At 41.1% G+C, this 22,990-nt stretch carries 17 protein-coding genes; 6 read left to right on the top strand and 11 right to left on the bottom strand.

Going from position 1 to position 22,990, the window contains the following annotated elements:
- Positions 1–114 precede the first annotated feature (114 nt).
- From FRX45_RS08045 to FRX45_RS08055, 3 genes are all read right to left on the bottom strand, one after another.
- Positions 115–1,305 carry an argininosuccinate synthase gene (locus FRX45_RS08045; RefSeq protein WP_152267882.1) on the bottom strand — a complete coding sequence of 397 codons (1,191 nt, stop codon included), beginning with the start codon at positions 1,303–1,305 and terminating at the stop codon, positions 115–117.
- 57 nt (positions 1,306–1,362) lie between these two features.
- Positions 1,363–2,079 carry a GNAT family N-acetyltransferase gene (locus tag FRX45_RS08050; protein ID WP_152267883.1) on the bottom strand — a complete coding sequence of 239 codons (717 nt, stop codon included), beginning with the start codon at positions 2,077–2,079 and terminating at the stop codon, positions 1,363–1,365.
- 345 nt (positions 2,080–2,424) lie between these two features.
- Positions 2,425–3,180, bottom strand: coding sequence for a geranylgeranylglyceryl/heptaprenylglyceryl phosphate synthase (locus FRX45_RS08055; protein WP_152267884.1), 756 nt, complete (start codon positions 3,178–3,180; stop codon positions 2,425–2,427).
- A 519-nt stretch (positions 3,181–3,699) separates the two neighbouring features.
- Between FRX45_RS08055 and FRX45_RS08060 the strand changes: the two genes are divergently transcribed.
- Positions 3,700–7,053, top strand: a complete 3,354-nt coding sequence (locus FRX45_RS08060; protein ID WP_152267885.1) for a vitamin B12-dependent ribonucleotide reductase — start codon at positions 3,700–3,702, stop codon at positions 7,051–7,053.
- Positions 7,054–7,338: 285 nt separating this feature from the next.
- Here the strand turns inward: FRX45_RS08060 and FRX45_RS08065 are convergent, their stop codons facing one another.
- The gene (locus tag FRX45_RS08065; RefSeq protein ID WP_152267886.1) at positions 7,339–7,806 is read right to left on the bottom strand and encodes a DUF6036 family nucleotidyltransferase; all 468 of its coding nucleotides are present in this window, start codon (positions 7,804–7,806) and stop codon (positions 7,339–7,341) included.
- Positions 7,806–8,021 (bottom strand): hypothetical protein, encoded by a 216-nt coding sequence (locus FRX45_RS08070; protein ID WP_152267887.1) that lies wholly within the window; start codon positions 8,019–8,021, stop codon positions 7,806–7,808. The genes FRX45_RS08065 and FRX45_RS08070 overlap by 1 nt, the downstream gene beginning before the upstream one ends.
- A 603-nt stretch (positions 8,022–8,624) precedes the next feature.
- Here FRX45_RS08070 and FRX45_RS08075 point away from each other — a divergent pair.
- A complete protein-coding gene (locus FRX45_RS08075; protein ID WP_152267888.1) occupies positions 8,625–9,110 on the top strand; it encodes a YcxB family protein in 486 nt (161 codons plus the stop codon).
- Positions 9,111–9,130: 20 nt separating this feature from the next.
- On the opposite strand, the gene FRX45_RS08080 is transcribed toward FRX45_RS08075, so the two are convergent.
- The 6 genes from FRX45_RS08080 to FRX45_RS08105 all read right to left on the bottom strand — a co-directional run bounded on the left by FRX45_RS08080 (position 9,131) and on the right by FRX45_RS08105 (position 17,569).
- Positions 9,131–9,583, bottom strand: coding sequence for a DMT family transporter (locus FRX45_RS08080; RefSeq protein ID WP_193311627.1), 453 nt, complete (start codon positions 9,581–9,583; stop codon positions 9,131–9,133).
- Positions 9,584–9,695: 112 nt separating this feature from the next.
- Positions 9,696–10,574, bottom strand: coding sequence for a TraR/DksA family transcriptional regulator (locus tag FRX45_RS08085; RefSeq protein WP_152267890.1), 879 nt, complete (start codon positions 10,572–10,574; stop codon positions 9,696–9,698).
- Between the two features lie 4 nt (positions 10,575–10,578).
- Positions 10,579–14,004 (bottom strand): isoleucine--tRNA ligase, encoded by a 3,426-nt coding sequence (gene ileS / locus FRX45_RS08090; RefSeq protein WP_152267891.1) that lies wholly within the window; start codon positions 14,002–14,004, stop codon positions 10,579–10,581.
- A 737-nt stretch (positions 14,005–14,741) separates the two neighbouring features.
- Positions 14,742–15,326, bottom strand: coding sequence for a nitroreductase family protein (locus FRX45_RS08095; protein ID WP_152267892.1), 585 nt, complete (start codon positions 15,324–15,326; stop codon positions 14,742–14,744).
- Positions 15,327–15,518: 192 nt separating this feature from the next.
- Positions 15,519–16,061 carry a CopD family protein gene (locus tag FRX45_RS08100; protein ID WP_152267893.1) on the bottom strand — a complete coding sequence of 181 codons (543 nt, stop codon included), beginning with the start codon at positions 16,059–16,061 and terminating at the stop codon, positions 15,519–15,521.
- 5 nt (positions 16,062–16,066) lie between these two features.
- The gene (locus FRX45_RS08105) at positions 16,067–17,569 is read right to left on the bottom strand and encodes a lipopolysaccharide biosynthesis protein (protein ID WP_152267894.1); all 1,503 of its coding nucleotides are present in this window, start codon (positions 17,567–17,569) and stop codon (positions 16,067–16,069) included.
- Between the two features lie 231 nt (positions 17,570–17,800).
- Here FRX45_RS08105 and FRX45_RS08110 point away from each other — a divergent pair, with 231 nt between their 5' ends.
- The 4 genes from FRX45_RS08110 (at position 17,801) to FRX45_RS08125 (ending at position 22,984) form a co-directional block, all read left to right on the top strand.
- Entirely contained in the window at positions 17,801–18,439 is a 639-nt protein-coding gene (locus FRX45_RS08110; RefSeq protein ID WP_152267895.1) for a hypothetical protein, read from the top strand.
- Positions 18,440–18,602: 163 nt separating this feature from the next.
- Positions 18,603–20,450: an amidophosphoribosyltransferase gene (locus FRX45_RS08115; RefSeq protein ID WP_152267896.1), complete on the top strand. Its 1,848-nt coding sequence runs from the start codon at positions 18,603–18,605 to the stop codon at positions 20,448–20,450.
- A 171-nt stretch (positions 20,451–20,621) separates the two neighbouring features.
- Entirely contained in the window at positions 20,622–21,119 is a 498-nt protein-coding gene (locus tag FRX45_RS08120; protein ID WP_152267897.1) for a SixA phosphatase family protein, read from the top strand.
- Between the two features lie 278 nt (positions 21,120–21,397).
- The gene (locus FRX45_RS08125) at positions 21,398–22,984 is read left to right on the top strand and encodes a T9SS type A sorting domain-containing protein (RefSeq protein WP_152267898.1); all 1,587 of its coding nucleotides are present in this window, start codon (positions 21,398–21,400) and stop codon (positions 22,982–22,984) included.
- Positions 22,985–22,990 lie beyond the last annotated feature (6 nt).

Below are 22,990 nucleotides of genomic sequence, written 5' to 3' on the forward strand. Positions count from 1 at the left end.
TTCCACGCATGCACGAATGTTCGTGCATGCGTGACTATATCTTTGATAATTTACGCTTACTTAACAGTAGTATGAGGTTTAAGAAATAAGCTATAAGGTATCATATCCTCCACCTTATACCTGTTTATTTACCAAATGATGTATAGCAACCTGGTTGCCAAATATTTTGCTGAATCCTCTTACATCTTCACCGGTGAAACCAGTATTCATCTCGCCATACTTTCCAAACCTGCTGTTCATTAAATCATAAGGCGATTCAATACCAATGATCTGGAAACGGTAAGGCAACAACTGAACAAATACTTCACCGGTAACATTTTGCTGCGAATTTTCTAAAAACGCTTCAATATTCCGCATTACAGGATCCAGTATCTGTCCTTCGTGCAACCAGTTGCCGTAAAACTGCGCCAACTGGTCTTTCCAGTTAAGCTGCCATTTGGTAAGCACATGCTTTTCCAGTGCATGATGCGCTTTTAATATAACCATGGGTGCAGCTGCTTCAAATCCTACACGTCCTTTTATGCCAATAATGGTATCCCCTACATGAATATCGCGCCCTATGCCATAAGGGCCGGCAATGGTTTGCAGGTATTGAATGGCTTCTGTGGGATGACCAAAATGCTGGTTATTCACCCCGGTTAGCTCGCCCTTTGTAAAACTTAGTTTTACTTCCCTTGCATCCGATGCGGTAACCTGTGTAGGCCACGCTTCTTCGGGTAATATGCCTTTGGATGATAAAGTTTCTTTACCGCCTACACTTGTGCCCCACAGCCCTTTATTAATGGAGTATACGGCTTTTTCAAAATTCATCTGTACTCCTTTGTCCTTAAGGTAAGCTATTTCTGCTTCACGGCTTAGTTTCAGGTCGCGGATAGGAGTAATGATCTCAACACCGGGAATCATAATATGGAAGATCATATCAAACCGCACCTGGTCATTGCCCGCCCCTGTGCTGCCATGCGCCACCGCATCGGCATGCAGCTTTTTTGCATGTTCTGCAATATGCAGCGCCTGGCTCAGTCTTTCTGCGCTTACGCTTAAAGGATAGGTATTGTTTTTTAATACATTTCCGTAAACCAGGTATTTGATAATACTGTCATAATACGATGATACAGCGTCAACAGTAGTATGCGTTTTTACTCCAAGGGCATAAGCGTGTGCTTCAATTTTCTTCAGCTCATCGCCGGTAAAGCCGCCGGTATTTACAATAACAGAATGTACTTCATAGCCTTTGTCTTCACTTAAATACTTTACACAATAGGATGTATCCAATCCACCACTAAAGCCCAGAACAATTTTTTTCATTACTTTTTACTTTTTAAACTGATATACGCCGAAAGAATATATTCCGGAACTGCAAATCTACAGGTTAAAGAAAAAATGCAATATTGTCTTCATATTTCGCCCGCTTTTGGATTCTTCTTTTTCCTTCCTTAAAAAAGGCTGCAGCAGTTTCCATTTTTTTATACGCATAAAGCGCTCATACAATTTTGAATGTTGCTGAAATGCTTCTTTGGTTTCTTCCGGTTCGTAATGGTCTTTGGGATCATAGAGCATAGCAGTACAAAAGCAGTTCTTCCGCTCCTTACTCATCAATATATCATAGTTTACACAATTTTTGCAACCCGCCCAAAAAGCCTCATCCTGCGTTAATTCTGAATAAGTAACCGGTTCATACCCCAATTCGGAATTGATTTTCATTACCGCCAAACCAGTAGTAAGTCCAAATATCTTTGCTTCAGGATATAATTTACGGCTCAGTTCAAATATTTTTCTTTTAATAGCGCGTGCTAATCCGCCTTTTCTGAAAGGGGGCGCTACAATGAGCCCGGAGTTGGCTACGTATTCGCCATGGCTCCAGGTCTCGATATAGCAAAATCCTGCCCAAATCCCTTCTTTATTAAAGGCGATCACCGCCTTGCCTTCACGCATTTTTTGTTGTATGTATTCGGGGCTTCTTTTGGCTATACCTGTTCCCCGGGCTTTGGCTGAAGAAGCCATTTCATCGCAAATGATCTGTGCAAAGCTGAGGTGGCTTTCATTGGCAATGAGTATCTGAAATTGTTCCTGCGTTTTCATTCTTTTTGTTCCTTAATAGCAAGTGATAGAAGGGGATAACTGCCACCATGCCGCCATCAGCTTTTCTGATGCGGTGTTTTTTCCATAACGGTGGGTGTGCTATGGTAAAATGTATCAACGTCGTACCCGAAAGGGCGTTTGGGGACAGAAAAAAACTGCTCCTGGCAGAACAGGAAAAACCCCACGCAATGTAGCGTTTGCCCTGGCAAACACATCAGCGAGTACTGTGGTGAGATTTTTTTGCATTATAGCTACGCTTTAATAAGTTTTTGACGATGCAAAGAAAATACTTTTTTTACTTGCAGGGGTATTTTTTATGTGAAATTTTGAAAATGTAAGATAAATCTATAAACGAACCGGCACACTATGTACAGCGGCACTTATTTCTTTTATAAGAGAAACGTCTTTTTCTATGGCATTGCCTACCACTATTACATCTGCGCCCGCTTTGCAGTTAAGATAGGCCTTTTCAGGATTGGTGATGCCTCCCCCAACAACAAGGGGTACCTCAATTACGTTGGCTACCCCGGCAATCATTGCTTCGGTAATGGGCCATTCAGCGCCGCTGCCCGCATCCATATATATGAGTTTCATGCCCAGCATTTCACCCGCCATGGCAGTGCACATGGCAATTTCATTTTTATTGGACGGTATGGGGCTGGCATTGCTGATATAGGAAACCGTTGTGGGAGCACCGCCATCAATGACCATATAACCCGTTGAAATAATTTCCAGTCCGCTTTGCTTCACAAATGGGGCCGAAATTACATGTTGTCCTATCAGCAATTCGGGGTTTCTGCCCGAAATCAGGGAGAGGTAAAGCAGCGCATCGGCAAAGCGGGTAACCTGCGAAGGGGTGCCGGGAAAAAGTATGACCGGTATGCTGCATTGCTTTTTGATCTGTTTCACTACTTCATCTAAGTGATTGCTGATTACCAGGCTTCCTCCTACTAATAAATAATCCACTTTGGCTTCAGCGGTGAGATCCAACAGTTCAGTTATCTTTTGTTCGTCTACTTTATCGGGATCAATAAGTACGGCAAATGATTTCTTACCCGCCTTTTTTTTGCCTGCTATGGATTGATAAATGAGATCGGTCATGCTATGAATTCCTTATTTGCAAAAATGCAAAAAGTTTTTGGGTTAGCCCGGTTTAAAAAAATAATATTGCTGCATCGTAAATATAAGGAAGCGCCGGGTAAAAGTACGCAAAACGCATTATTTGGGTTGTTTGTAAAAGCAGATATTCAATGCTCCTGCCTTTGCTGAAATAGCAGATTTTTATGAACATTTCTATCCTGATGAATAGAAATATACCCGGTCAAAGAAAAAGCCTGCATTTCCATAAATCTTCACCCTGCCTGCAAAATGCCGGGCAGTGCAGTGTTAACCAATGCTTTAATAGTATTTAAAAAACTTTAGCCGTAAAACCAAATTTTTTTTTCAGATAAATGTGAAAAAATAGTAAAAGCAAACCCTGTATTACCTATTCCGCACTTATCCACACGCTGTTGATATTTAACAGTTTGACAAAACAATTAAGCCTGATATTTTCGTCCTCTTATCATTTGATAATAGTAACTTAACTTATCAGAAAAACTTATCAAACCCAGCATAATTATGACAAATGAAAAACAAAGCGGTGGCTTGAGGTATCACCGTCTCTTTACCAGGGATGGAGCAGATGTTTTTGACCAGTTTGAATACGATTACCGCACTTCTGTAATACGTAATCCCAATGGGGAAATCGTATTTGAAATGAAAAATGTAGAGGTTCCCAGACAGTGGAGCCAGATAGCTACGGATATAATAGCGCAGAAATATTTTCGCAAAGCCGGCGTGCCCCAGCCTGACGGATCTCTGGGTCGCGAAACTTCAGCAAAACAAGTTGCGCATCGTATGGCCAATTGCTGGAAAGTATGGGGAGAACGGTATGGTTATTTTGCTTCCGCACAAGATGCACAGGTATTTTATGAAGAGCTGGTGTATTGTATTTTAAACCAGGCCTGCGTGCCCAACAGTCCGCAATGGTTTAACACCGGATTGTATGAAAGCTATGGTATTAAAGGAAAACCACAGGGACATTATTATGTAGACCCCAAAGACGCCAAATTAAAAAGATCAACTTCGGCATACGAGCGCCCGCAGCCCCACGCCTGTTTTATATTAAGTGTTGAGGACGACCTGGTAAACGAAGGAGGCATTATGGATCTGTGGGTAAGAGAAGCCCGTATATTCAAATATGGCAGCGGCGTAGGCACCAATTATTCCAATATACGCGGCGAAGGCGAAAAATTGAGCGGAGGCGGCACTTCATCCGGATTGATGAGCTTTTTAAAGATTGGCGACAGGGCAGCAGGCGCTATTAAAAGTGGTGGCACTACCCGTCGTGCCGCTAAAATGGTATGCCTTGACCTCGATCACCCGGAAATAATGGAATTTATTAACTGGAAAGTGGAGGAAGAAAATAAAGTAGCTGCATTGATTGCCGCCGGTTATGCATCCGATTATGAAGGAGAAGCCTATAAAACGGTGAGCGGTCAAAACTCAAACAATTCGATCCGCATTTCAAATGATTTCTTTGAAAAACTGAAAAATAACGAGGATTGGGAACTGAAGGCGCGTTCTGACGGAAGAGTAATGAAAAAAATACCTTCCAAAGAAGTATGGAACCAGATTGCGTATGCAGCCTGGCGTTGTGCAGACCCGGGTACCCAATACGATACCACCATTAATGAATGGCATACCAGCCCCCAAGGTGGACGTATCCGGGCCTCCAACCCTTGTAGTGAGTACATGTTCTTAGACAATACTGCCTGCAACCTCGCTTCTGTAAACCTTCGTAAGTTTTTTAATGAAGACAACAACGTTTTCGATGTAAAAGGCTTCGAATATACCGTGCGCCTATGGACAACTGTTCTGGAAATATCTGTGCTTATGGCGCAGTTCCCTTCTAAAGAAGTAGCCCAGCTTTCATATGATTACAGAACCCTGGGATTGGGATATGCCAACCTGGGTTCTATGCTTATGATAAGCGGTATTCCTTACGACAGCAGGGAAGCTCGCGGCATTGCCGGGGCCATTACGGCAATTATGACAGGTGTTTCTTATAAAACATCTGCTGAAATTGCGCAGCACCTGGGGACCTTTGCCCGGTATGAAGAAAACAGGGAAGATATGATGCGCGTAATGCGTAACCACCGCCTTGCCGCATATGATGCCGATGAATACGAGCAACTGAGCATTAAGCCACAGGGTATTCATGCTAAGTATTGTCCGGATTACTTATTAAAAGCGGCCTGCAACGCATGGGATGAAGCTGTGGAAATGGGAGAGAAATACGGATACCGGAATGCCCAAACTACTGTTATAGCCCCTACCGGCACTATCGGCCTGGTTATGGATTGCGATACAACCGGGGTGGAACCTGATTTTGCTTTAGTGAAATTTAAAAAGCTGAGCGGCGGAGGTTATTTTAAGATCATTAACCAGTCGGTACCGCAGGCATTAAAAAACCTGAGGTATAATCAAAAAGAAGTTGACGCTATTATTAAATACGCTGTTGGTTCGGCTGCATTTGCCGGCGCTCCTTTTATTAATCCTCAAACATTAAGTGAAAAAGGATTTATAGCTGAAGAGATCAAAAAGCTGGATGCTGCACTCGCCTCTGCATTTGAGATCGGCTTTGTATTCAATAAATTTACTTTAGGAGAACCCTGCTTAGAACGGCTTGGCTTTACACCTGAGCAATACAATGACTGGAATTTTAACCTGCTTGCAGCATTAGGCTTTACAGAAATTCAAATTGAAGCAGCTAATGACTATATATGCGGTACGATGACCATTGAAGGAGCGCCGCATCTGAAAAAGGAACATTATCCTGTATTTGATTGTGCCAACAAATGTGGTAAAAAAGGCGAACGCTTTATCCATGCACACGGGCATATCCGTATGATGGCTGCCGCACAACCTTTTATCAGCGGGGCGATCTCCAAAACCATTAACCTGCCTCATGAAGCAACGGTAGAAGAAATAGCCGATTCATATATGCTTAGCTGGGAACTGGGTTTGAAAGCCTGTGCTTTATACCGCGATGGATCAAAACTCAGTCAGCCGCTAAGTAATAAAAGCGATACAAAGAAGACAAAGGTCAAAGAAAAAGAAGAGCGTGCAGAAACAACACCCGGCCAGGACAGCCATTTTATTGATATGGGTAAGCTTACTGTGGATGAATTGTTAGATGAACTGCACAAGCGCATGCAGGAATCAACCGATACCAAGTTAAAGCGCCAGCTATCAATGATTGTGGAGAGAAAAACCTTACCTGCCAAACGCCGTGGCTTTACCCAAAAAGCTAAAATAAACGGCCAGGCGATTTTTCTCCGCACAGGGGAGTATGGAGATGGAACATTGGGTGAGATATTCATTGACCTGGCAAAAGAGGGCTCTACATTACGCAGCCTGATGAACTGTTTTGCCATATCGGTTTCCGTTGGGCTTCAGTATGGAGTGCCATTAGAAGAATTTGTAGAAAAATTTGTTTTTACCAAGTTTGAGCCCGCCGGCATGGTAGATCATCCAAATATCAAGTCTACTACTTCTATTGTAGATTTTGTTTTCCGCTGCCTGGCATATGAGTATTTGGGAAGGACAGATTTAGTGCATGTACTGGATAAACCAGAAGTCGGGAATGCGGGTAATGATGCGTGGGACGATGTGCCAGCAGGCCCGGAATACGCTCCTAAGCCACCGGCACTCAGTGATGTAAGGGTGGTGGGAACTTCACCCAATAGTGGTTCTGCAGTTCAGCCCTCTAAAGCGCAAAGGTCGGCAGCAAGTACAAATGTGGTGAGCCAGCATCTTAAAAGCATGCAAAGCGATGCACCCGCCTGTAATACCTGCGGACACATTACCGTACGGAGCGGCACCTGTTACAAATGTTTGAACTGTGGCAACAGCATGGGTTGCAGCTAAAAAAATCATTTTAGGACGGTTAGGAATATAAACCTACACAAATCCGTTCCGGGTCTCCGGGATGGATTTTTTTTGCTTAAGGGAGGATTGGTAATGTTTATTTCAGCCTGAACTATTTATCGTTTGGCAATGACTACAATTATATATCAGGAGGGATCGCCGGAAGCGATAAGAGGAACGTGCTAAATGACCTGACGGGTTACTTGCCGTAACGAATGGCAGTCAGGGACGTTTAGTACAATGGTTACCGGGCAAATACCGCTCAATGCGGCATAAGCCTATATTTTATTTTTCCTTTCTTTTCCGGAGTTGTTGAATGTCATCGAGGTCTTTTAAACGGCCCGCAGCTTTCTTGGCTTCCATAAGGTGATTAATATGTAGCACCCTGATGAATAGTCCGTCATCATCAAATATTGTTGAAAGTTTATAAGCGTCTTCAAAATTCAAACCCTTTACCGCTGTCATTACATCAATACCCACCGGGTTGCGGCCAAATGAAAAAACATCATTCGCACTTACATTTAAAAACCGTTCCAATGTCATATCAAATACCGGCATGTGAAACTGTTCAAAAGCTTTTGCCAGTTTCTTATAATTATCTTCTGTACAGTCTACCCAAATATCCATATCGCCTGTCACTCTTGCATGTCCATGAAGAACCACAGCAAGACCACCGACCATAATATATCTTACTTCATGGTCGTTAAGTGCGTGTAAAAAATCTCTGAAATCTTCCTGGAAAATATCAGGCATCAGCTTTGATGTTTTCTCATGCCAAAAAAAGTTTTATCCATTTTAGGTGGGTTGTTCAAATCAAATTTGTAGGCAATGCTGGTAAGGTGCCAATAGATATGTAACCGTTCCCTGAACGTATGATTACTGTAATCCCGCATGGCATTATCCGCTTCCTCAAATGTATGAATGCTGAAAGCTGTTTTATCCATCCGGTATTTTTTGAAAACTGCCATGTATCAAAGTTAGGAACAATAACGGTTAGGAATATAAAACTGCACAAATCGGTTCCGGATCTCCGGGATGGATTTTTTTTGCTCCTCCTGATATTGAAAATCAATATTATAGTTTGAAACAGGGCGCTTTAAGGCTTCAACTATTGTTTTTATAGCGGGCTGTTATGTAGCTGTTTACGTTAAATGAACAATTTTTATCGTTTTTTGCGTTTGAGCAGGCGGTAAGTGTAATCTCGTAGAATTAGCGTCCATATAATTTTTTTTATGCATGCCTGGTATTTTCTTTACAGTCTAAACTTTTAAAAATGATAAGATTAATCGCTGCATTACTTTTCGTTCTTTTTCTTTCTTCCTGTGCCCAATCTATAACACCTTACCAGGCTGCAAATGGCGGGTACAAAAAATGCCGTGATATCAGATGATGTGAAGGGAAAACGCATAGGCTCAGGCTGTACGTTTTCCGGAAAATAAAATGCTGTGCATGGCGCTGTTTAAAGTTCCGCAAAACTTTACCGGTTCCGGTTACCAGCGCAGTAAAAGTTTAAATTCCCTAATTTATATAATGCAGGAATTTAAACTTTTCTTTTTTTATCTTCATGGCTTATGCAGGTAACAGTAACATATAAAAAAGCCCAGGTATTACAAGCGCTGCGCTATCATTTTATCAGTAAGCGGGAAATTAAATTTATGATCATACTGGTAAATGTTTTTACCTCAGTGGCTGCCATTTTATTCTATTATAAAAAAGTAACCCCGCTCGCTTTTTTGATCAGCTTTGTTTTATGGGTTGTGCTGATGCTCGCTTTCTGGCGATGGTTACCCTCAGCCATTTACAAAAAATCTGTTACATTCCGCGACAGCTTTCAGGTTTCGCTGGAAGAGAATCATTTTTTTATTGAAAATCCAAAGGGAAGTAAAAGCTGGGCATGGAGAGAATTTAGCGAGATGATAGAAACACCTAATTTTTTCCACCTTTATTTTAATCCCCGCAGTTTTTTTTTACTGCCTAAAGATGCATTTGGCGATAGTGACAGGATACATGCAGCAAGAACATTCCTCAAAAATAAAATAGGCAAAGCAAAACTGTAGAAACGTGCAATTGATACGTTCTAATATTTTCGGATCAATATTACGCCTGCAATTAATAAAACAGCGCCTATTATTCTTCCCGCGCTTATTTCCTGTACACTCATTCCCAGCCATCCGTAATGGTCAATAACCATAGCAGCCAGCAATTGTCCTGCTATAATAAGAGCAAAGGTCAGGGCGGTTCCAAGGGTAGGTATAATAAAAGTAATAGCCGCTACATAAAAAGCGCCGATCAATCCCCCCGTAAACAACCATAGCGGCGCCGACTGTATTCCATTCCACTGAAAGCTGTGCTTACGGCTAATCATCAGGTAAGCGGCTAAAAAAACAGTTCCTACTAAAAAAGATATAAAGGCAGCAATTACCGGCCCTCCCGAGACTTTACCTAATTTGGCATTTATTGCTGCCTGTATGGGGAGAATAGAGCCTGTGATGGCTGTAATTAGCATTAGCAGAAATAGTCTTGATTGCATATGATTTTTATTTGGCAGAACTTCCGCAGAAAGGAATTCGGCAGAAGGCGGTATAAAAAAACCGGATGCTTTTTCAATGGGCATCCGGCTTTAAAATAGTTTGGGCAAACAATTATTGAATGTTGGGGTTTTTAGCGTATCCCATTTTGGCTTCCATGCTTAAAGTAGCGTGAGGCACTGCACGTAACCTTGCTTTATCTATGAGCTTGCCGGTAACCCTGCAAATACCATATGTTTTGTTCTCAATACGCATCATGGCTTTTTCCAAATGATCAATGTATTGAATCTGGCGGCTTGCCATCTGGCTCAATTGTTCTCTTTCCATGCTTATGCTGCCATCTTCCATTGTCATGTACCTGTTTTCACTTTCATCTCCCCCCATATCATCTTTACGGGTAATAAGCCCCTGAAGATAATTGAGCTCTTTTTTTGCGGCTTCTAATTTCCGTACTATAAGTTCTCTAAATTCAATTAATTCAGAGTCGCTATACTTCATAGTAGGGCCACTTTGCTGAGCTGCCGGACGATCAAGTACAGACTGGGTAAATTCGGGCTCGTATTTCCTTGCATGGTTTGTACTTAATTTGGGAATAACAACGGGTTTGCTTGCTTTTGTCTTTTCCACTTGTGCTTTCGCTGCTTTTTTTATTTGTTCAAATTTTGAAGGTGATTGTTTTATTGGGGCAGCCGGTACTTCCTTAGCTACTTTTTTAGCTGGCTCGTGACTAACTGCATGCGCAACTTTTTTTACAGGGGCAACAGGTTTTGTTGCTGTTTTTGGGTGTGCAGGCTTTTTAGTTTCCAGCTTTTTCTCTGTTTTTTTCGCAACAGGCTTGTGCGCCACCGCTTTGGCAGGTTTAGCCTGTTTAGAAGGCTTTGCAACCTTTTTAGGTGCGGGTTTTGCAGGTTTCACTGCTTTTTTGGGTGCCGCCTTAGCAGGTTTTCCTTTAGGAGTTGCTGCTTTTTTTGCTGCTTTCTTATTGGTTGCCATGCATTTATACTTTTTTGGTCACTAAAATTTTTAAAGGTATGTCATTTATTTCTATATCAATACCATTCGTAATATCTGGTAACCATTCTAATTTATCTGCCAAAATTTCCGCGCAAATATATGTATTATATTCAGTGATAGACGGTTTGAGAGCAGTATTTTCAGATAGTTTTACCAGAATTCTGTCAGTCAGTTCATAGCCATTGTCTTTACGGATTTTTTGGATCCTGTTAACGATTTCTCTTGCATTGCCTTCGCTTTCTAACTCGGGCGTAAGTGTTACATCAAGGGCCACGGTTAGCATTCCCTTATTGGCTACCATCCAACCCGGTACATCTTCGCTCTGAATTTCCACTTCCGACAGTTGAAGCGGAATTTTTTCTCCGTTTACATGAAGTGTGTAAACACCTTCTGTTTCTATTGTAGCTATATCTTCCTGGGTAAATGATGCTATCGCAGTACTTACAGGCTTCATTTTTGCTCCCAGTTTTTTGCCCAGGGCTATAAAGTTGGGCTTTATCTTTTTGCTTATAAATCCATTTCCTTCTGTAATATATTCTATTTCCTTAATATTCACTTCGTTTTTGATGAGGTCTTCCACTTTGATTATCTGATCCTTCATTTGTTTGTTTTGTACAGGAATGAGGACTTTCCGCAGCGGTTGACGAACTTTTATGTTTACTTTCTTACGAAGCGAAAGTATCAGCGATGAAATATCCTGGGCCATTTGCATTCTTTCTTCCAGTGCTGCATCTATTATTGCTGCGTCTGGTTCCGGGAATAAAGTATGATGAATGGATATTGCCTTGTTTCTACCGGAAACAGCATTCAGGTTGTTGAATAAGGCATCGCAAAAGAAAGGTGAAACAGGCGCCATAAGTTGCAGTACGGTTTCCAAACATTCGTACAGCGTTTGATAAGCGCATATCTTGTCATGCTCATATTCGCCTTTCCAGAAGCGGCGGCGGCACAATCTTACATACCAGTTGCTTAAATGCTCATCTACAAAATCTTCAATCGCCCTTCCGGCATGGGTAGGTTCATAATCGTCCATGTATTCCGTCACCCGCTTCTTCAGGCTGTTTAAAGAAGAAAGGATCCAGCGGTCTATTTCCGGGCGCTGATCTAAAGGAATATAGGCTTCCTTAAATGCGAACCCGTCTACATTGGCGTATAGCGCAAAGAACTGGTAGGTATTATACAAGGTACCAAAGAATTTGCGCTGTACTTCTTTTATTCCCTGGAGGTCAAACTTTAAGCTATCCCAGGGGGAAGCATTCGTAATAAGATACCACCGGGTAGCATCTGCCCCGTATTGTTCAATAGTGGCAAAGGGATCTACTACGTTACCCACGCGCTTGCTCATCTTGTTCCCATTCTTATCCAGCACCAGACCATTTGAAACACAGGTTCTGAAAGCGAGCCCGGGGTATTTCTCATCATTCACTTCTATACCGGCTTTTTGAAGTTCTTCCTGTACCGATTCTTTAAGCAGGCTTCCCAGGGCGTGGAGCGTATAAAACCAGCCACGGGTTTGATCTACCCCTTCGGCTATAAAATCGGCAGGGTAGTTTTGGGCGAAAATTTCAACATTTTCAAAAGGGAAATGCCATTGGGCATAAGGCATGGCGCCACTGTCGAACCATACATCTACCAGGTCGGGGATGCGTTTCATGGGTTTCCCGGTATTGCTCACCAGAATTACTTCATCTACATAGGGTTTGTGGAGGTCGAGGATACCGTTGTGCAAATAATTTTCATTTACATTGCCACCCAGTACTTCATTCGCCTTTTTAATTTCCTCGTTTAGTTCATGTATTGAGCCAATACATTTTTCTTCAGAGCCATCTTCCGTTCTCCAAACAGGTAACGGTGTTCCCCAATACCGGCTCCTGCTTAGGTTCCAGTCAACCATATTCTCTAACCAGTTGCCAAAACGACCTTCACCTGTTGATTTGGGTTTCCAGTTGATGGTTTTGTTCAATTCAACCATCCTGCCTTTTAAAGCAGTTGTTTTTATAAACCAGGCATCCAAAGGATAATATAGTACCGGTTTATCCGTACGCCAGCAATGGGGGTAATTGTGTTCGTATTTCTCAATTTTAAAAGCGCGGTTCTCTTTTTTTAGTTTTACAGCAATATCCACGTTCACATCCGCATAATCCTCCTGATCCTTATAGTTTTTTACATATCGGTTACTGAATTCTCCAAGCCCCTCAATAAATTTTCCTTCCCTGTCTACCATAGTAAGGATGCCAATATTGTACTTTTTCCCCACTTTATAGTCATCCGCACCAAAAGCCGGAGCCGTGTGTACTATACCGGTGCCATCTTCGGTTGTTACAAAATCGCCCAGCATAATGCGAAATGGATCTGCGCCGGGAGTTATTTCCCGGATGGCTTCAGCAGAGTTTGCTTTAAATGGAAGGAGTTGCTCATAGCTTATCGTTTCAAGGTCTTTTCCTTTGAACTCCCTGAGTATTTTCCATGGCAGTGTTTTGGCTGGGGGGGAGTATCTTTCAAAATCTCCGTTCTCATCTTCAGCCTTAAAATATGTATGGATCAGGGCTTTGGCAAGCACAACATGTATAGGCAAATGTGTATAAGGATTAAATGTTTGCACCAATACATAATCAATATTAGCTCCAACGGTAAGCCCAAGATTGGAGGGCAAAGTCCATGGGGTAGTGGTCCAGGCCAGAAAAAAAAGCTCATCACTCTGGGCGGCATCAAATAAGAACTTGCTTTTTTCGTCTTTCACTGCCTTAAACATAACAACAGCGGAAGTATCCTTCACCATTTTATAAGTGCCGGGCTGGTTCAATTCATGCGAGCTTAAACCCGTACCTGCTGCGGGCGAGTAAGGCTGAATGCTTACACTTTCATAGAGCAATTTTTTTTTATATAACTCTTTCAGGCACCACCAGAGTGTTTCAATATACTTATTCTCAAAAGTAATATATGGATCAGAGAGGTTTACCCAGTAACCCATTTTGGTGGTTAGCTCATCCCACTTGTCTTTGTATTTTAATACCTCCCTGCGACAGATAGCGTTGTATTCCTCAACCGATATTCCTGCCTGTCCGGCAGACGGGTTTTTGCCAATATCTTCTTTTGTAATGCCCAGCATTTTTTCAACCCCTAATTCTACAGGAAGCCCATGGGTATCCCAGCCTGCCTTACGTTTTACCTGGTATCCTTTCATGCTTTTATAGCGGCAAACCAGGTCTTTTAGGGTACGGCCTATAACGTGGTGAATGCCCGGCATGCCGTTGGCGCTGGGCGGCCCTTCATAAAATACGAAAGACGGCGCTCCGTTGCGCAGGCTTATGCTTTTTTCAAACGACTGATCCTCAGCCCATTTTGCTAATATTTCCTGCTCTGTAGCCGGCAGGTTCAATCCCGTATATTCCTTATACCTTATTGCCATATAAAGCCAAAAAATGTTGGCGAAGTTACAGAAATATAAGCTATTGAGCGGCATATTGTTCCTGTGTGTGCGTTCACTACAGGGTTGGCATGATTATTCTGAAGTTATAACAGGAAGCATTTTAAAGCCATAATGAATAAGGTGTGGTTATTTGAATTACCGGATGTTGATGATTCAGCAAATGAGGAAAGCGGAACCCGATAATCTTCCGCTAATCTTCAGGTATGCATATACGGTAGATGATGCAGATGCGGGAATAATTTCCCCATCATAACCAAAAGTGTGTGTGCATTTACACAATGCGCACAAAATAAAACAGGAGGAAGTGTAAAGAAAGGTTATACCTCAAAGTGGTTATAAGGTTTGTAATCAATGGTATTTAATGAGGTGAAAGATGTTCACTTATCCACATCTTTAAAGTTTGGCACAGTTTCTGAAAATTAAAGACTTACATACGAAGACAGCAGCATTTTAAGTAAGTGTTTTCATTCTTTAAATACAAACACATAGATTTCTTTAAATAAAAATACTAAGTTTTTCCAGGGTTTAGGGATTAGGGATCGAGGGGAGCAGTCGTGCTCCCTTCTTCTTTTACATAACCGCCGGACTAAAAATAGAGAGCTTATTTTTTTATTGATTTTGCATTATTTTAACAACACTCTTATTTAATCAGTGCTGTCGTTCACTTCTACTTTCAGTCAGTATCCTTTTTTAGAAAATACATCTAACGCTTTGGGTTAACGGATCCAGCTTACCTTCCGATTTATATGGATACGTTTGCCTTTTGCAGAAGGAACAGCAATATAACCGGTATAAAAAAAGCCAAGTAACTTATCCGTTTCTCCCAGTCCAAAAAAACTTTTAGCTTTTTCATAATAAGTGATGCCCCCTGTAGTCCAGTATCCTCCTAATCCATATGCAGCAACAGAAAGATAAATATTTTGCACCGCACAGGCAACAGCTTCTATGTCTTCTATTTCAGGTATTTTGCTATTTGCGTCCCGTTTCATGCCCAAAGCAATAATATGCGAGGCTTTTAGAGGCTGCTGCTGTAATTTAATGTATTTGCTTTCTGTAAACTTACTTCCGGATTCCTGCTTATACAATTCACTTTGGAATGAAGCCAGTTGTTTTATCCCGTCTCCTGTATATACAGAGAAATGCCAGGGCTCATTTTGCCCGTGCGTTGGCGCCCATGTGGCATTGATCAATATATTTTCAATGATTTCATCGGGTATGTATTTGCCTGTATCAAACTGGTCCGGAAATACGGAACGCCTGTTACGGATAAGATGGTTGATGCTATCGGTGTTGTATTGCATACATTAGTTTTTAAAGGTTTCAGGTTTCAGGGAAAACGCGTTTCCATCTGGGCCTATCGTTTATTATATGTGGTTTATGGTTGCATTTGTCTTCGGATTTCGAAATTTAATTCTTCGGGGTTTTGTATCTACCATGGCGGACAGGATTTTTTTGTTTTTTGTAGTTTGGTTCTGGGTTCTTTGTCTTTCCGATTATTTCCTCCCCTTGGATTCTTTCTCCCTCAGCCTTCTGTATACTTTTATTGCACTCATTAAAGCAATTACAAAAGCTATTAGTCCCAATAATCCCCAGGCCCAGCTCATATTTTGTTTTACGGAAACCAGCATTACAATAGCAACCAAAAAAATGGTCGCTACTTCATTCCATATTCTTAATTGCCGGGATGACCAGCGGAAAATGCCTTTCATTTGCTGGGTGTAAATGTGTTGCAGGGAAAAATGATATAAAAATAATCCCAGTACAAAGCAAAGTTTAATAATCAGCCAGCCTGGCAGAGAACCCAGCATATACCACATCCATGATCCGAAAACGAGGGTAAGTACAGCAGAAGGCCAGGTAATGCCCATCCACAATCTTTTGATCATAATACGGTACTGGTCGTGGAGTATGGTTTTGGCCGGTTCCGGTTTTTCTGCGGCTTCCGTATTGTAAATAAACAGGCGCACTATGTAAAACATACCGCTGAACCAGGTTACTATAAAAATAATATGAAGCGCTTTAATGTAGAAGTACATATTTTTTACTTTAAAAGCCTGCCCACAACAGGAAGTTTCTGAAACTCATTCTTTTCTATTTTAAGAACAAAAAGCAGGAAGGCGCCTAATATTACAGTAGCCGTAGTATAATTAAAAGCCATATTAGACCATAAGTGTGTTAGCAGCTTGTGCAGGTAAAACAATAAAACCACAATAACAATATAGGCACTGAGTTTTTTCCAGGCATAAGGAACAGGGTATTCTTTTTGTCCCCATATATAGCAACTTACCATCATGGCAAGATAGCAGAAAAAGGTTGCCCAGGCACTTGCCATATAACCAAAGCGTGGAATAAACAGGTAATTAATAAAAATAGTGATCAGTGCCCCTCCAATAGTGATCCATGCGCCTGCTGATATTTTATTGGTTATTTTATACCATACCGACAAGTTATAATAAATGCCCAGGAACATGTTGGCCAATAAAAGGACAGGTACAATTTTCAGCCCCTCCCAAAAAACAGGATTTTGTATAAAATATTTCCATGCCTCCATGTACAATGCCACAAAAAGGAACATAACACAAATAATGATCACAAAAAATTTCATCACTCTTGCGTAGATACGCTGGGGATTTTCACCGGAGGCCTGCTTAAAGAAAAAGGGTTCTGCTCCCAGGCGGAAGGCTTGTATAAAAACTGTTATCAGAATTGCTAATTTATAACAGGCGCCATATGTGCCTATTTCAACCTTCATATCGCCACCGGCTGGCGGTACACCCCACCACCCCAGCATCAGGCGGTCAATTGTTTCGTTAACCATACCTCCAAACCCCACTACTAACATGGGCAGGGAATAGATCATGATTTCCTTCCATAATTTTACATTAAAGTGCCAGCGGATTAACCGGAATTCGCTCCATAATAATAATACCGCAAAAGCAGACTGAAACAGGTTGGCGATAATAACATAGGTAGTCCCCATGTTTTTATTGTTCAGGACGGAAAAAACGCTGTTGGGGTTTGAAGCTGCAAGTTTTGGCGTAACGGATAGCAGGAAATAGAGTGTGCCAATATTTAAAAGTACAGAAGTTAAACGGACAAAGGCATATTTTAGTGGTCTGCCATCCTGCCGTAGCCTGGCAAAGGGTATAGTAGAAAGGCTGTCAAAAGCTACTATCAGTATAGCAATGGTAATGTACTCAGGATGATCGGCTACATTAGCAAAACTGGCCAGCGGCGATGTACATAGCAACAATAATCCTGTAAGCAAAATGGTAGAAGTAATGATTGAAATACTTGTAGTATTATACAAATCCTTTTTGTACTGCGGGTGCTGACTAAACCGGAAAAAGCCGGTTTCTAACCCGTAGGTATAAATGACATTTAAGAAAGAAGTAAGGGCGTAAACCAGGGTCATATCGCCATAGCTTCCCCCGCTTAGCTTTAACGTAAGGTAAGGGGTAAGTATATAAGTTAGCAGCCTGGCAATAATACTGCTTACTCCATACCATAACGTTTGTCCTGCTAATTGTTTAATGCCTGCCAAAAACAAAAATGTTTAAACGAAAAAGAGTGCGGTAAAGATAAGTGGAATAAGTATTTTGATCACAAACCCTTTTGAATAATCAATTTCTCCCGTTCGGGTTCACATGCTATAGTTTTTCTTTCCCGGCTTCAGCGTAATGGTTTTTATTGTGCTTTTGCTTTTTGGAATGAAATTTTTATAGGGATGCAACCTTTTTTCTGTAATATATAGTCTCTTATTACAAATGAGTATATGAAAAAATATTTTTTACTTCTTTTGATATCTATTGCCTGTGGTATAACAGTGTCCGCCCAGGTTGGCGAAGCGGTTGTGGAGTTCAATAAAGCCAAAAGAACGGTAAAGTCAATGGAAATAAGTGACGCGCCGGATATTGTAGAGCAGGCCATAAAAAGCAAAATGCTCAAATCGGGATATAAGCCGAAGGAAAGCAAAGGCTGGATGATATTTAAAGATATTGACGATCCGGAAATCAGTAATGAACGTAGTGACCTGTATATAAAAGTAGAAAGAAAAAGCAGGAAAGAAAAAGAAGCCAGCCTGGTGTATTTTTTTGCGAGTAAACCGGGTGACCAGGCAACACCTGTACCCTTCGAAAACAACATGTTGTCGGGAGATGGTTTTTACAGCAGCATTGCTTCTTACACTGTAACTGAGCGATTGGAAAAAGATATCCGGGACCAGGAGGAGGTTACTAAAAAAACTCAAAAGAAATATGACGACCTGGTAAAAGACCAGGCTTCATTAGAAAAGAAGATCAAGAACCTCCAGGAAGATCTTGAAGACAACAAAAAAAAGCAGGAAACCCAGGTAACGGAAGTAGAAACCCAGCGTAAGATTTTAGAACAATTAAAGTCAAAACGAAACAGTTAAAGCGCAAAAGTGCGCTACTATGAAAGATAGCCGTTGGTGCCTGCCGGATTTTCCGCGGGCATTTTTTTTATAAAAGCAAAAATTTAGTAATTCTCCATTATTGTTGTTACTGATTCTTTAGTATAAACCATGTACCTTTGCGGCTTCTTTTTTAATATTCTTCATGAGCGATCCTATAAAACATGAATGCGGACTGGCATTTATAAGACTAAGGAAACCCTTCTCGTATTACCTGCAGCAATATGGTACTGTAATGTACGGACTTAATAAGCTGTACCTGCTTATGGAAAAACAGCATAACCGGGGGCAGGACGGGGCGGGGATAGCTACGATTAAACTGAATACAGAGCCCGGCTATCCATTTATGCATCGTATCCGCAGTATTCAAAACATGGCTATTGCCGATTTGTTCCGCCAGGTATCGGAAGAAATTGCCGAATTGGAAAAATATCAGCCGGAATTAAAAAAGCACCCTGGGCTGATGAAAGGCAATATGCGGTTTATGGGAGAGTTATTACTGGGCCATTTGCGGTACGGTACGCAGGGAAGAAATAATGTTGAATTTTGTCACCCTTTTATTAAATGTCATACTATTCCGGCTTTAAACCTTGCATTAGCCGGTAATTTTAATCTTGTAAATACAGAAGAACTGTTTGCTTTAGTGAATATTGAACCTGGCGTATTTCAAAAGCAAAGTGATCTTGCTGCAATGATGGAAGTGGTCCATCATTTTTTGGTTAAAGAAGATGAGCAGCATCCTGAAAGGCTTGATATTGTGAATGTATTAAGGAAATCAGCAAGTCTTTTTGATGGCGGTTACCATGTAGGCGGGCTTATCGGCAACGGGGATGGTTTTGTTATGCGTGACGCTCATGGCATACGTCCTTCCTATTATTATATAAGCGATGATATTATTGTGGCGGCTTCAGAACGTGCCGCTATCCGTACTACGTTTAATGTTGGGGAAAGTGAAGTGAAAGAGCTCATGCCCGGCCATGCATTGATTGTACGGGCAGACGGCAGTTACGGGATTGAACAGATTATTGAGCCCAGGGAGCGTAAAGCCTGCAGCTTCGAACGGATCTATTTTTCCCGGGGTAACGATAAAAAAATTTATAAGGAAAGAATAGCCTTAGGAAATCATTTAAGCGACCATGTGCTTAAAGCAATTGATCATGATCTTAAAAACACTGTTTTTTCATTTATTCCCAATACCGCGGAAGTAGCTTTTTATGGCTTGTTAAAGGGTATGGAGAACTATTTGAATAAAATTAAAGTACAGCGAATAACCTCCTGGGGAAAGGATTATGATGAAGAAAAGCTTGCTGAAATGATCAACCGGCGCATCCGGGTTGAAAAAATCGCCAATAAAGACGTGAAAATGAGAACGTTTATTACGGAAGATGTTAGCCGTAATGAATTGGTACAGCATGTTTACGATATCACCTATGGATCAATAAAGAAAGGGGAAGACACTGTCGTAGTAATTGACGACTCCATTGTGCGTGGTACTACGCTTAGAGAGAGCATAATAAAGATGCTGTCAAGACTTGAACCCAAAAGAATTATCATTGTTTCTTCGGCTCCACAAATAAGGTACCCGGATTGTTATGGCATTGATATGAGTAAGATGAATGATTTTATTGCTTTTCAGGCAGCTATCATCTTGCTCAAGGAACAAAAAATGGACTATATTCTGCAGGATTTGTACAATAAATGCAGGGAGATGGAAAGGAACAACCAGTTACATACCGAAAACGTAGTGCGCGGAGTTTATAAGCCATTTACAGCGGAGGGTATATCTAAAAAAATAGCACAACTCATTACACCGCCGGATGTTACTATACCGGTTGATGTGATATACCAAACTATTGAGGATCTTCATGAGTCATGCCCTACCAATACAGGCGACTGGTATTTTACCGGTAATTACCCTACCCCGGGCGGCAACAGGGTTGTGAATAAAGCGTTCATAAATTTTATGGAAGGAAAGAATATCAGGGGATATTAACAGATTGTTGGCTTGATTTTTGTTCAAACACTGAAATGCTTTTTGCACCCGTTTTTAGATCCTGCATTTCCTATATTGTTTTCTAGATTGTAATGAAGTACCCTTTTGAAATTTTCATTATAAGTATGCTCCTATCGTTAAACTATTGTTCCCCTAAATGTATGAGAACAGATGAAGTCTGTATTATTCATTCGCCATGCCAAAAGCAGTTGGGATAATGCATCTGTAAGCGATTTCGACCGTTCTCTGAATGAACGGGGTAAGAAAGACGCCCCGGAGATGGCAAGGCACCTGATAAGCAGAAAAGTTCCTCTCGACTCCTTTATTTCCAGCCCTGCCAACAGAGCCAGAAAAACAGCCGAATTTTTTATTAAGGCTTATGGGTTGCCCGAAAGCATCCTTGTTTTGAAACCAGAACTATACCTGCCTTCCACTGATATATTTTATGAAGTAATAGAAGGTACTGCAAACCAGTTTCACCATCTTGCAATATGTTCCCACAATCCTGCTATTACCAATTTTGTAAATCTCCTCACTAATGAGATTAAAGTAGACAATATTCCTACCTGTGGCATTTTTGCAATAAAAGCCAATATCAAAGAATGGCAGGACTTCCGAAAAGCTCCCAAACAATTTTGGTTTTTTGATTACCCTAAAAACCACGCATAGATTTCCTTGGTAGATGGTATTATAAAATAGCCGTCACCGTATCTTCTATTAGTCTCAGGGCTTTAGTATATAGCTCCCTCTTTCTCAACCTGTTCCGTGTAGTTTCATTCCATTAGCAAAAGTCAAAATCGTAAAAATACTATGCTTTTTTAGTAAAAGTACAGTTACTTTGCGCCCAGTTTACTAAGTGTAAACTTTTAGAATAAAATAAATGTCTTTCCTATAAACAATAGGGGATTATTTGTAAAAGCACTTGGTAAAACCTTAAACCCTATAAAATGAAACAGAATTTTACCCTTGTTCTTTTCTTTGTTATGCTATCATGTTCAGTTTTTTCGCAAACTACCTATGTTGATAATGGCAGTTCCGCAACTTACACTTTAAAAACCGGCGACAGTCTTTATATCAGGCAAGGCACTTTTACGGGAAAAATAAATGACTGGGACCAGGGAGGCAAAGTAACAATAGCCGTTGGCGCTACTTTTAAACCCTCCTCGGTAAATGGTTACCACAGTAAATATATTGTATACGGTTCAGCTATTTTACCTTCCCTCCAAACAGCGGACGGCTTTGAATTGCAAAATTATGGCGCCACTACGGTTAACGGAAATGCCCAGATGAATGGCGGTGCACAAACCTGGACCAACGCTAATAATGCGACCATTCACTTTACGGGTTCTCTTGCTTTAAATGCAAATGGAAGCCATTTTATCAATTATGGAGAAATAATTATAGAGAAAGATCTCAGTACTTACGCATCTGTTTCCATAATAAACAGGAAGAATGTTTTGATAGGAGAAGATTTTGCCATAGGTAACGGGCAATTACAAAATGAAGGATACTGGTATGCTCAAAAAAGCATTACGGTGAATAGCGATGCTACCATAACCAATACCTGCAGAATGGCATCAGGAAAAACGATTACTATTAATTCAGGTATGGTTTATAACAGCGGACTATTTTGGGCTTCTAATGATCAAAAGGCATCCGAATTCACTAATAATAAAAAGGGAACCTTTATAAGCCTGGGCCATGGCATTATCAAAGCTGTAAAATTTACCAACTACGGCATTATAAAAGGAAATGGCTTTATGTATTTAACGGGTAAAACCACTGGTAGCGGAACGATAGGGATAAACGGGTATACTACCGATACCTTAAAAGTGTATACGGTAAACCGCAGCACAACTACCCAAATATTTGATGATCAGTGGGGTACTGTGCATCCCAACACTATATATTTTCCATTTCAGGCGCCAGATACTGCAACCGCCTCCATTTATCCCTGTTATACTGCTTCCGCTCCCATCATATTGCCCCTGGTGTGGAATGATTTTTCTGTAAGCCTTGCGAATCAAATACCCGTATTAAACTGGTCTGCCGAATCTGATCCCGGAACATTGTTTGAGGTGCAGCGCAGTAACAATGGAAAAGAATTTGTTCCGCTTATTAAAATGCCGCGACAGGATAATGCGACATATCAATATTATGACAGGGAATTACCCTCTAATCAGCCGGCAATAGTATACTATCGCATTAAAGTTATAGAACCCGGTGGCATAGAAAAATATAGTGATATTAAGACAATCAGGTTTGGTTCCAAGGCGGTTAACGGTATTGCAGCTTCGCCTAATCCCTTTACCAGCCAGGTCAACATCAGTTATCCATCCTTCCGGAAAGAAAAGATCAGTATTGCCATTTTTAATCTTCAGGGACAACTGCAATTGGTAAAGGCAACAACGGTAACCAGTGGCAACAACAATATCGTTATTGCGGAAACCGCCCGGTTTGAAAAAGGATTTTATATCATCAAAATCACAGGTGAAAATGGCACAGTTGGTTCCCGGAAGCTCCTGAAACAATAGTATTAA

Origin of the sequence: Agriterribacter humi (assembly GCF_009192765.1) — a bacterium.
GTDB classification, from domain to species: domain Bacteria; phylum Bacteroidota; class Bacteroidia; order Chitinophagales; family Chitinophagaceae; genus Agriterribacter; species Agriterribacter humi.

Bases quoted from the DNA above. Each gene is read 5' to 3' on its own strand.
- FRX45_RS08045 (WP_152267882.1), bottom strand. From the start codon at position 1,305: ATGAAAAAAATTGTTCTGGGCTTTAGTGGTGGATTGGATACATCCTAT.
- FRX45_RS08050 (WP_152267883.1), bottom strand. From the start codon at position 2,079: ATGAAAACGCAGGAACAATTTCAGATACTCATTGCCAATGAAAGCCAC.
- FRX45_RS08055 (WP_152267884.1), bottom strand. From the start codon at position 3,180: ATGACCGATCTCATTTATCAATCCATAGCAGGCAAAAAAAAGGCGGGT.
- FRX45_RS08060 (WP_152267885.1), top strand. From the start codon at position 3,700: ATGACAAATGAAAAACAAAGCGGTGGCTTGAGGTATCACCGTCTCTTT.
- FRX45_RS08065 (WP_152267886.1), bottom strand. From the start codon at position 7,806: ATGCCTGATATTTTCCAGGAAGATTTCAGAGATTTTTTACACGCACTT.
- FRX45_RS08070 (WP_152267887.1), bottom strand. From the start codon at position 8,021: ATGGCAGTTTTCAAAAAATACCGGATGGATAAAACAGCTTTCAGCATT.
- FRX45_RS08075 (WP_152267888.1), top strand. From the start codon at position 8,625: ATGCAGGTAACAGTAACATATAAAAAAGCCCAGGTATTACAAGCGCTG.
- FRX45_RS08080 (WP_193311627.1), bottom strand. From the start codon at position 9,583: ATGCAATCAAGACTATTTCTGCTAATGCTAATTACAGCCATCACAGGC.
- FRX45_RS08085 (WP_152267890.1), bottom strand. From the start codon at position 10,574: ATGGCAACCAATAAGAAAGCAGCAAAAAAAGCAGCAACTCCTAAAGGA.
- ileS (WP_152267891.1), bottom strand. From the start codon at position 14,004: ATGGCAATAAGGTATAAGGAATATACGGGATTGAACCTGCCGGCTACA.
- FRX45_RS08095 (WP_152267892.1), bottom strand. From the start codon at position 15,326: ATGCAATACAACACCGATAGCATCAACCATCTTATCCGTAACAGGCGT.
- FRX45_RS08100 (WP_152267893.1), bottom strand. From the start codon at position 16,061: ATGTACTTCTACATTAAAGCGCTTCATATTATTTTTATAGTAACCTGG.
- FRX45_RS08110 (WP_152267895.1), top strand. From the start codon at position 17,801: ATGAAAAAATATTTTTTACTTCTTTTGATATCTATTGCCTGTGGTATA.
- FRX45_RS08115 (WP_152267896.1), top strand. From the start codon at position 18,603: ATGAGCGATCCTATAAAACATGAATGCGGACTGGCATTTATAAGACTA.
- FRX45_RS08120 (WP_152267897.1), top strand. From the start codon at position 20,622: ATGAAGTCTGTATTATTCATTCGCCATGCCAAAAGCAGTTGGGATAAT.
- FRX45_RS08125 (WP_152267898.1), top strand. From the start codon at position 21,398: ATGAAACAGAATTTTACCCTTGTTCTTTTCTTTGTTATGCTATCATGT.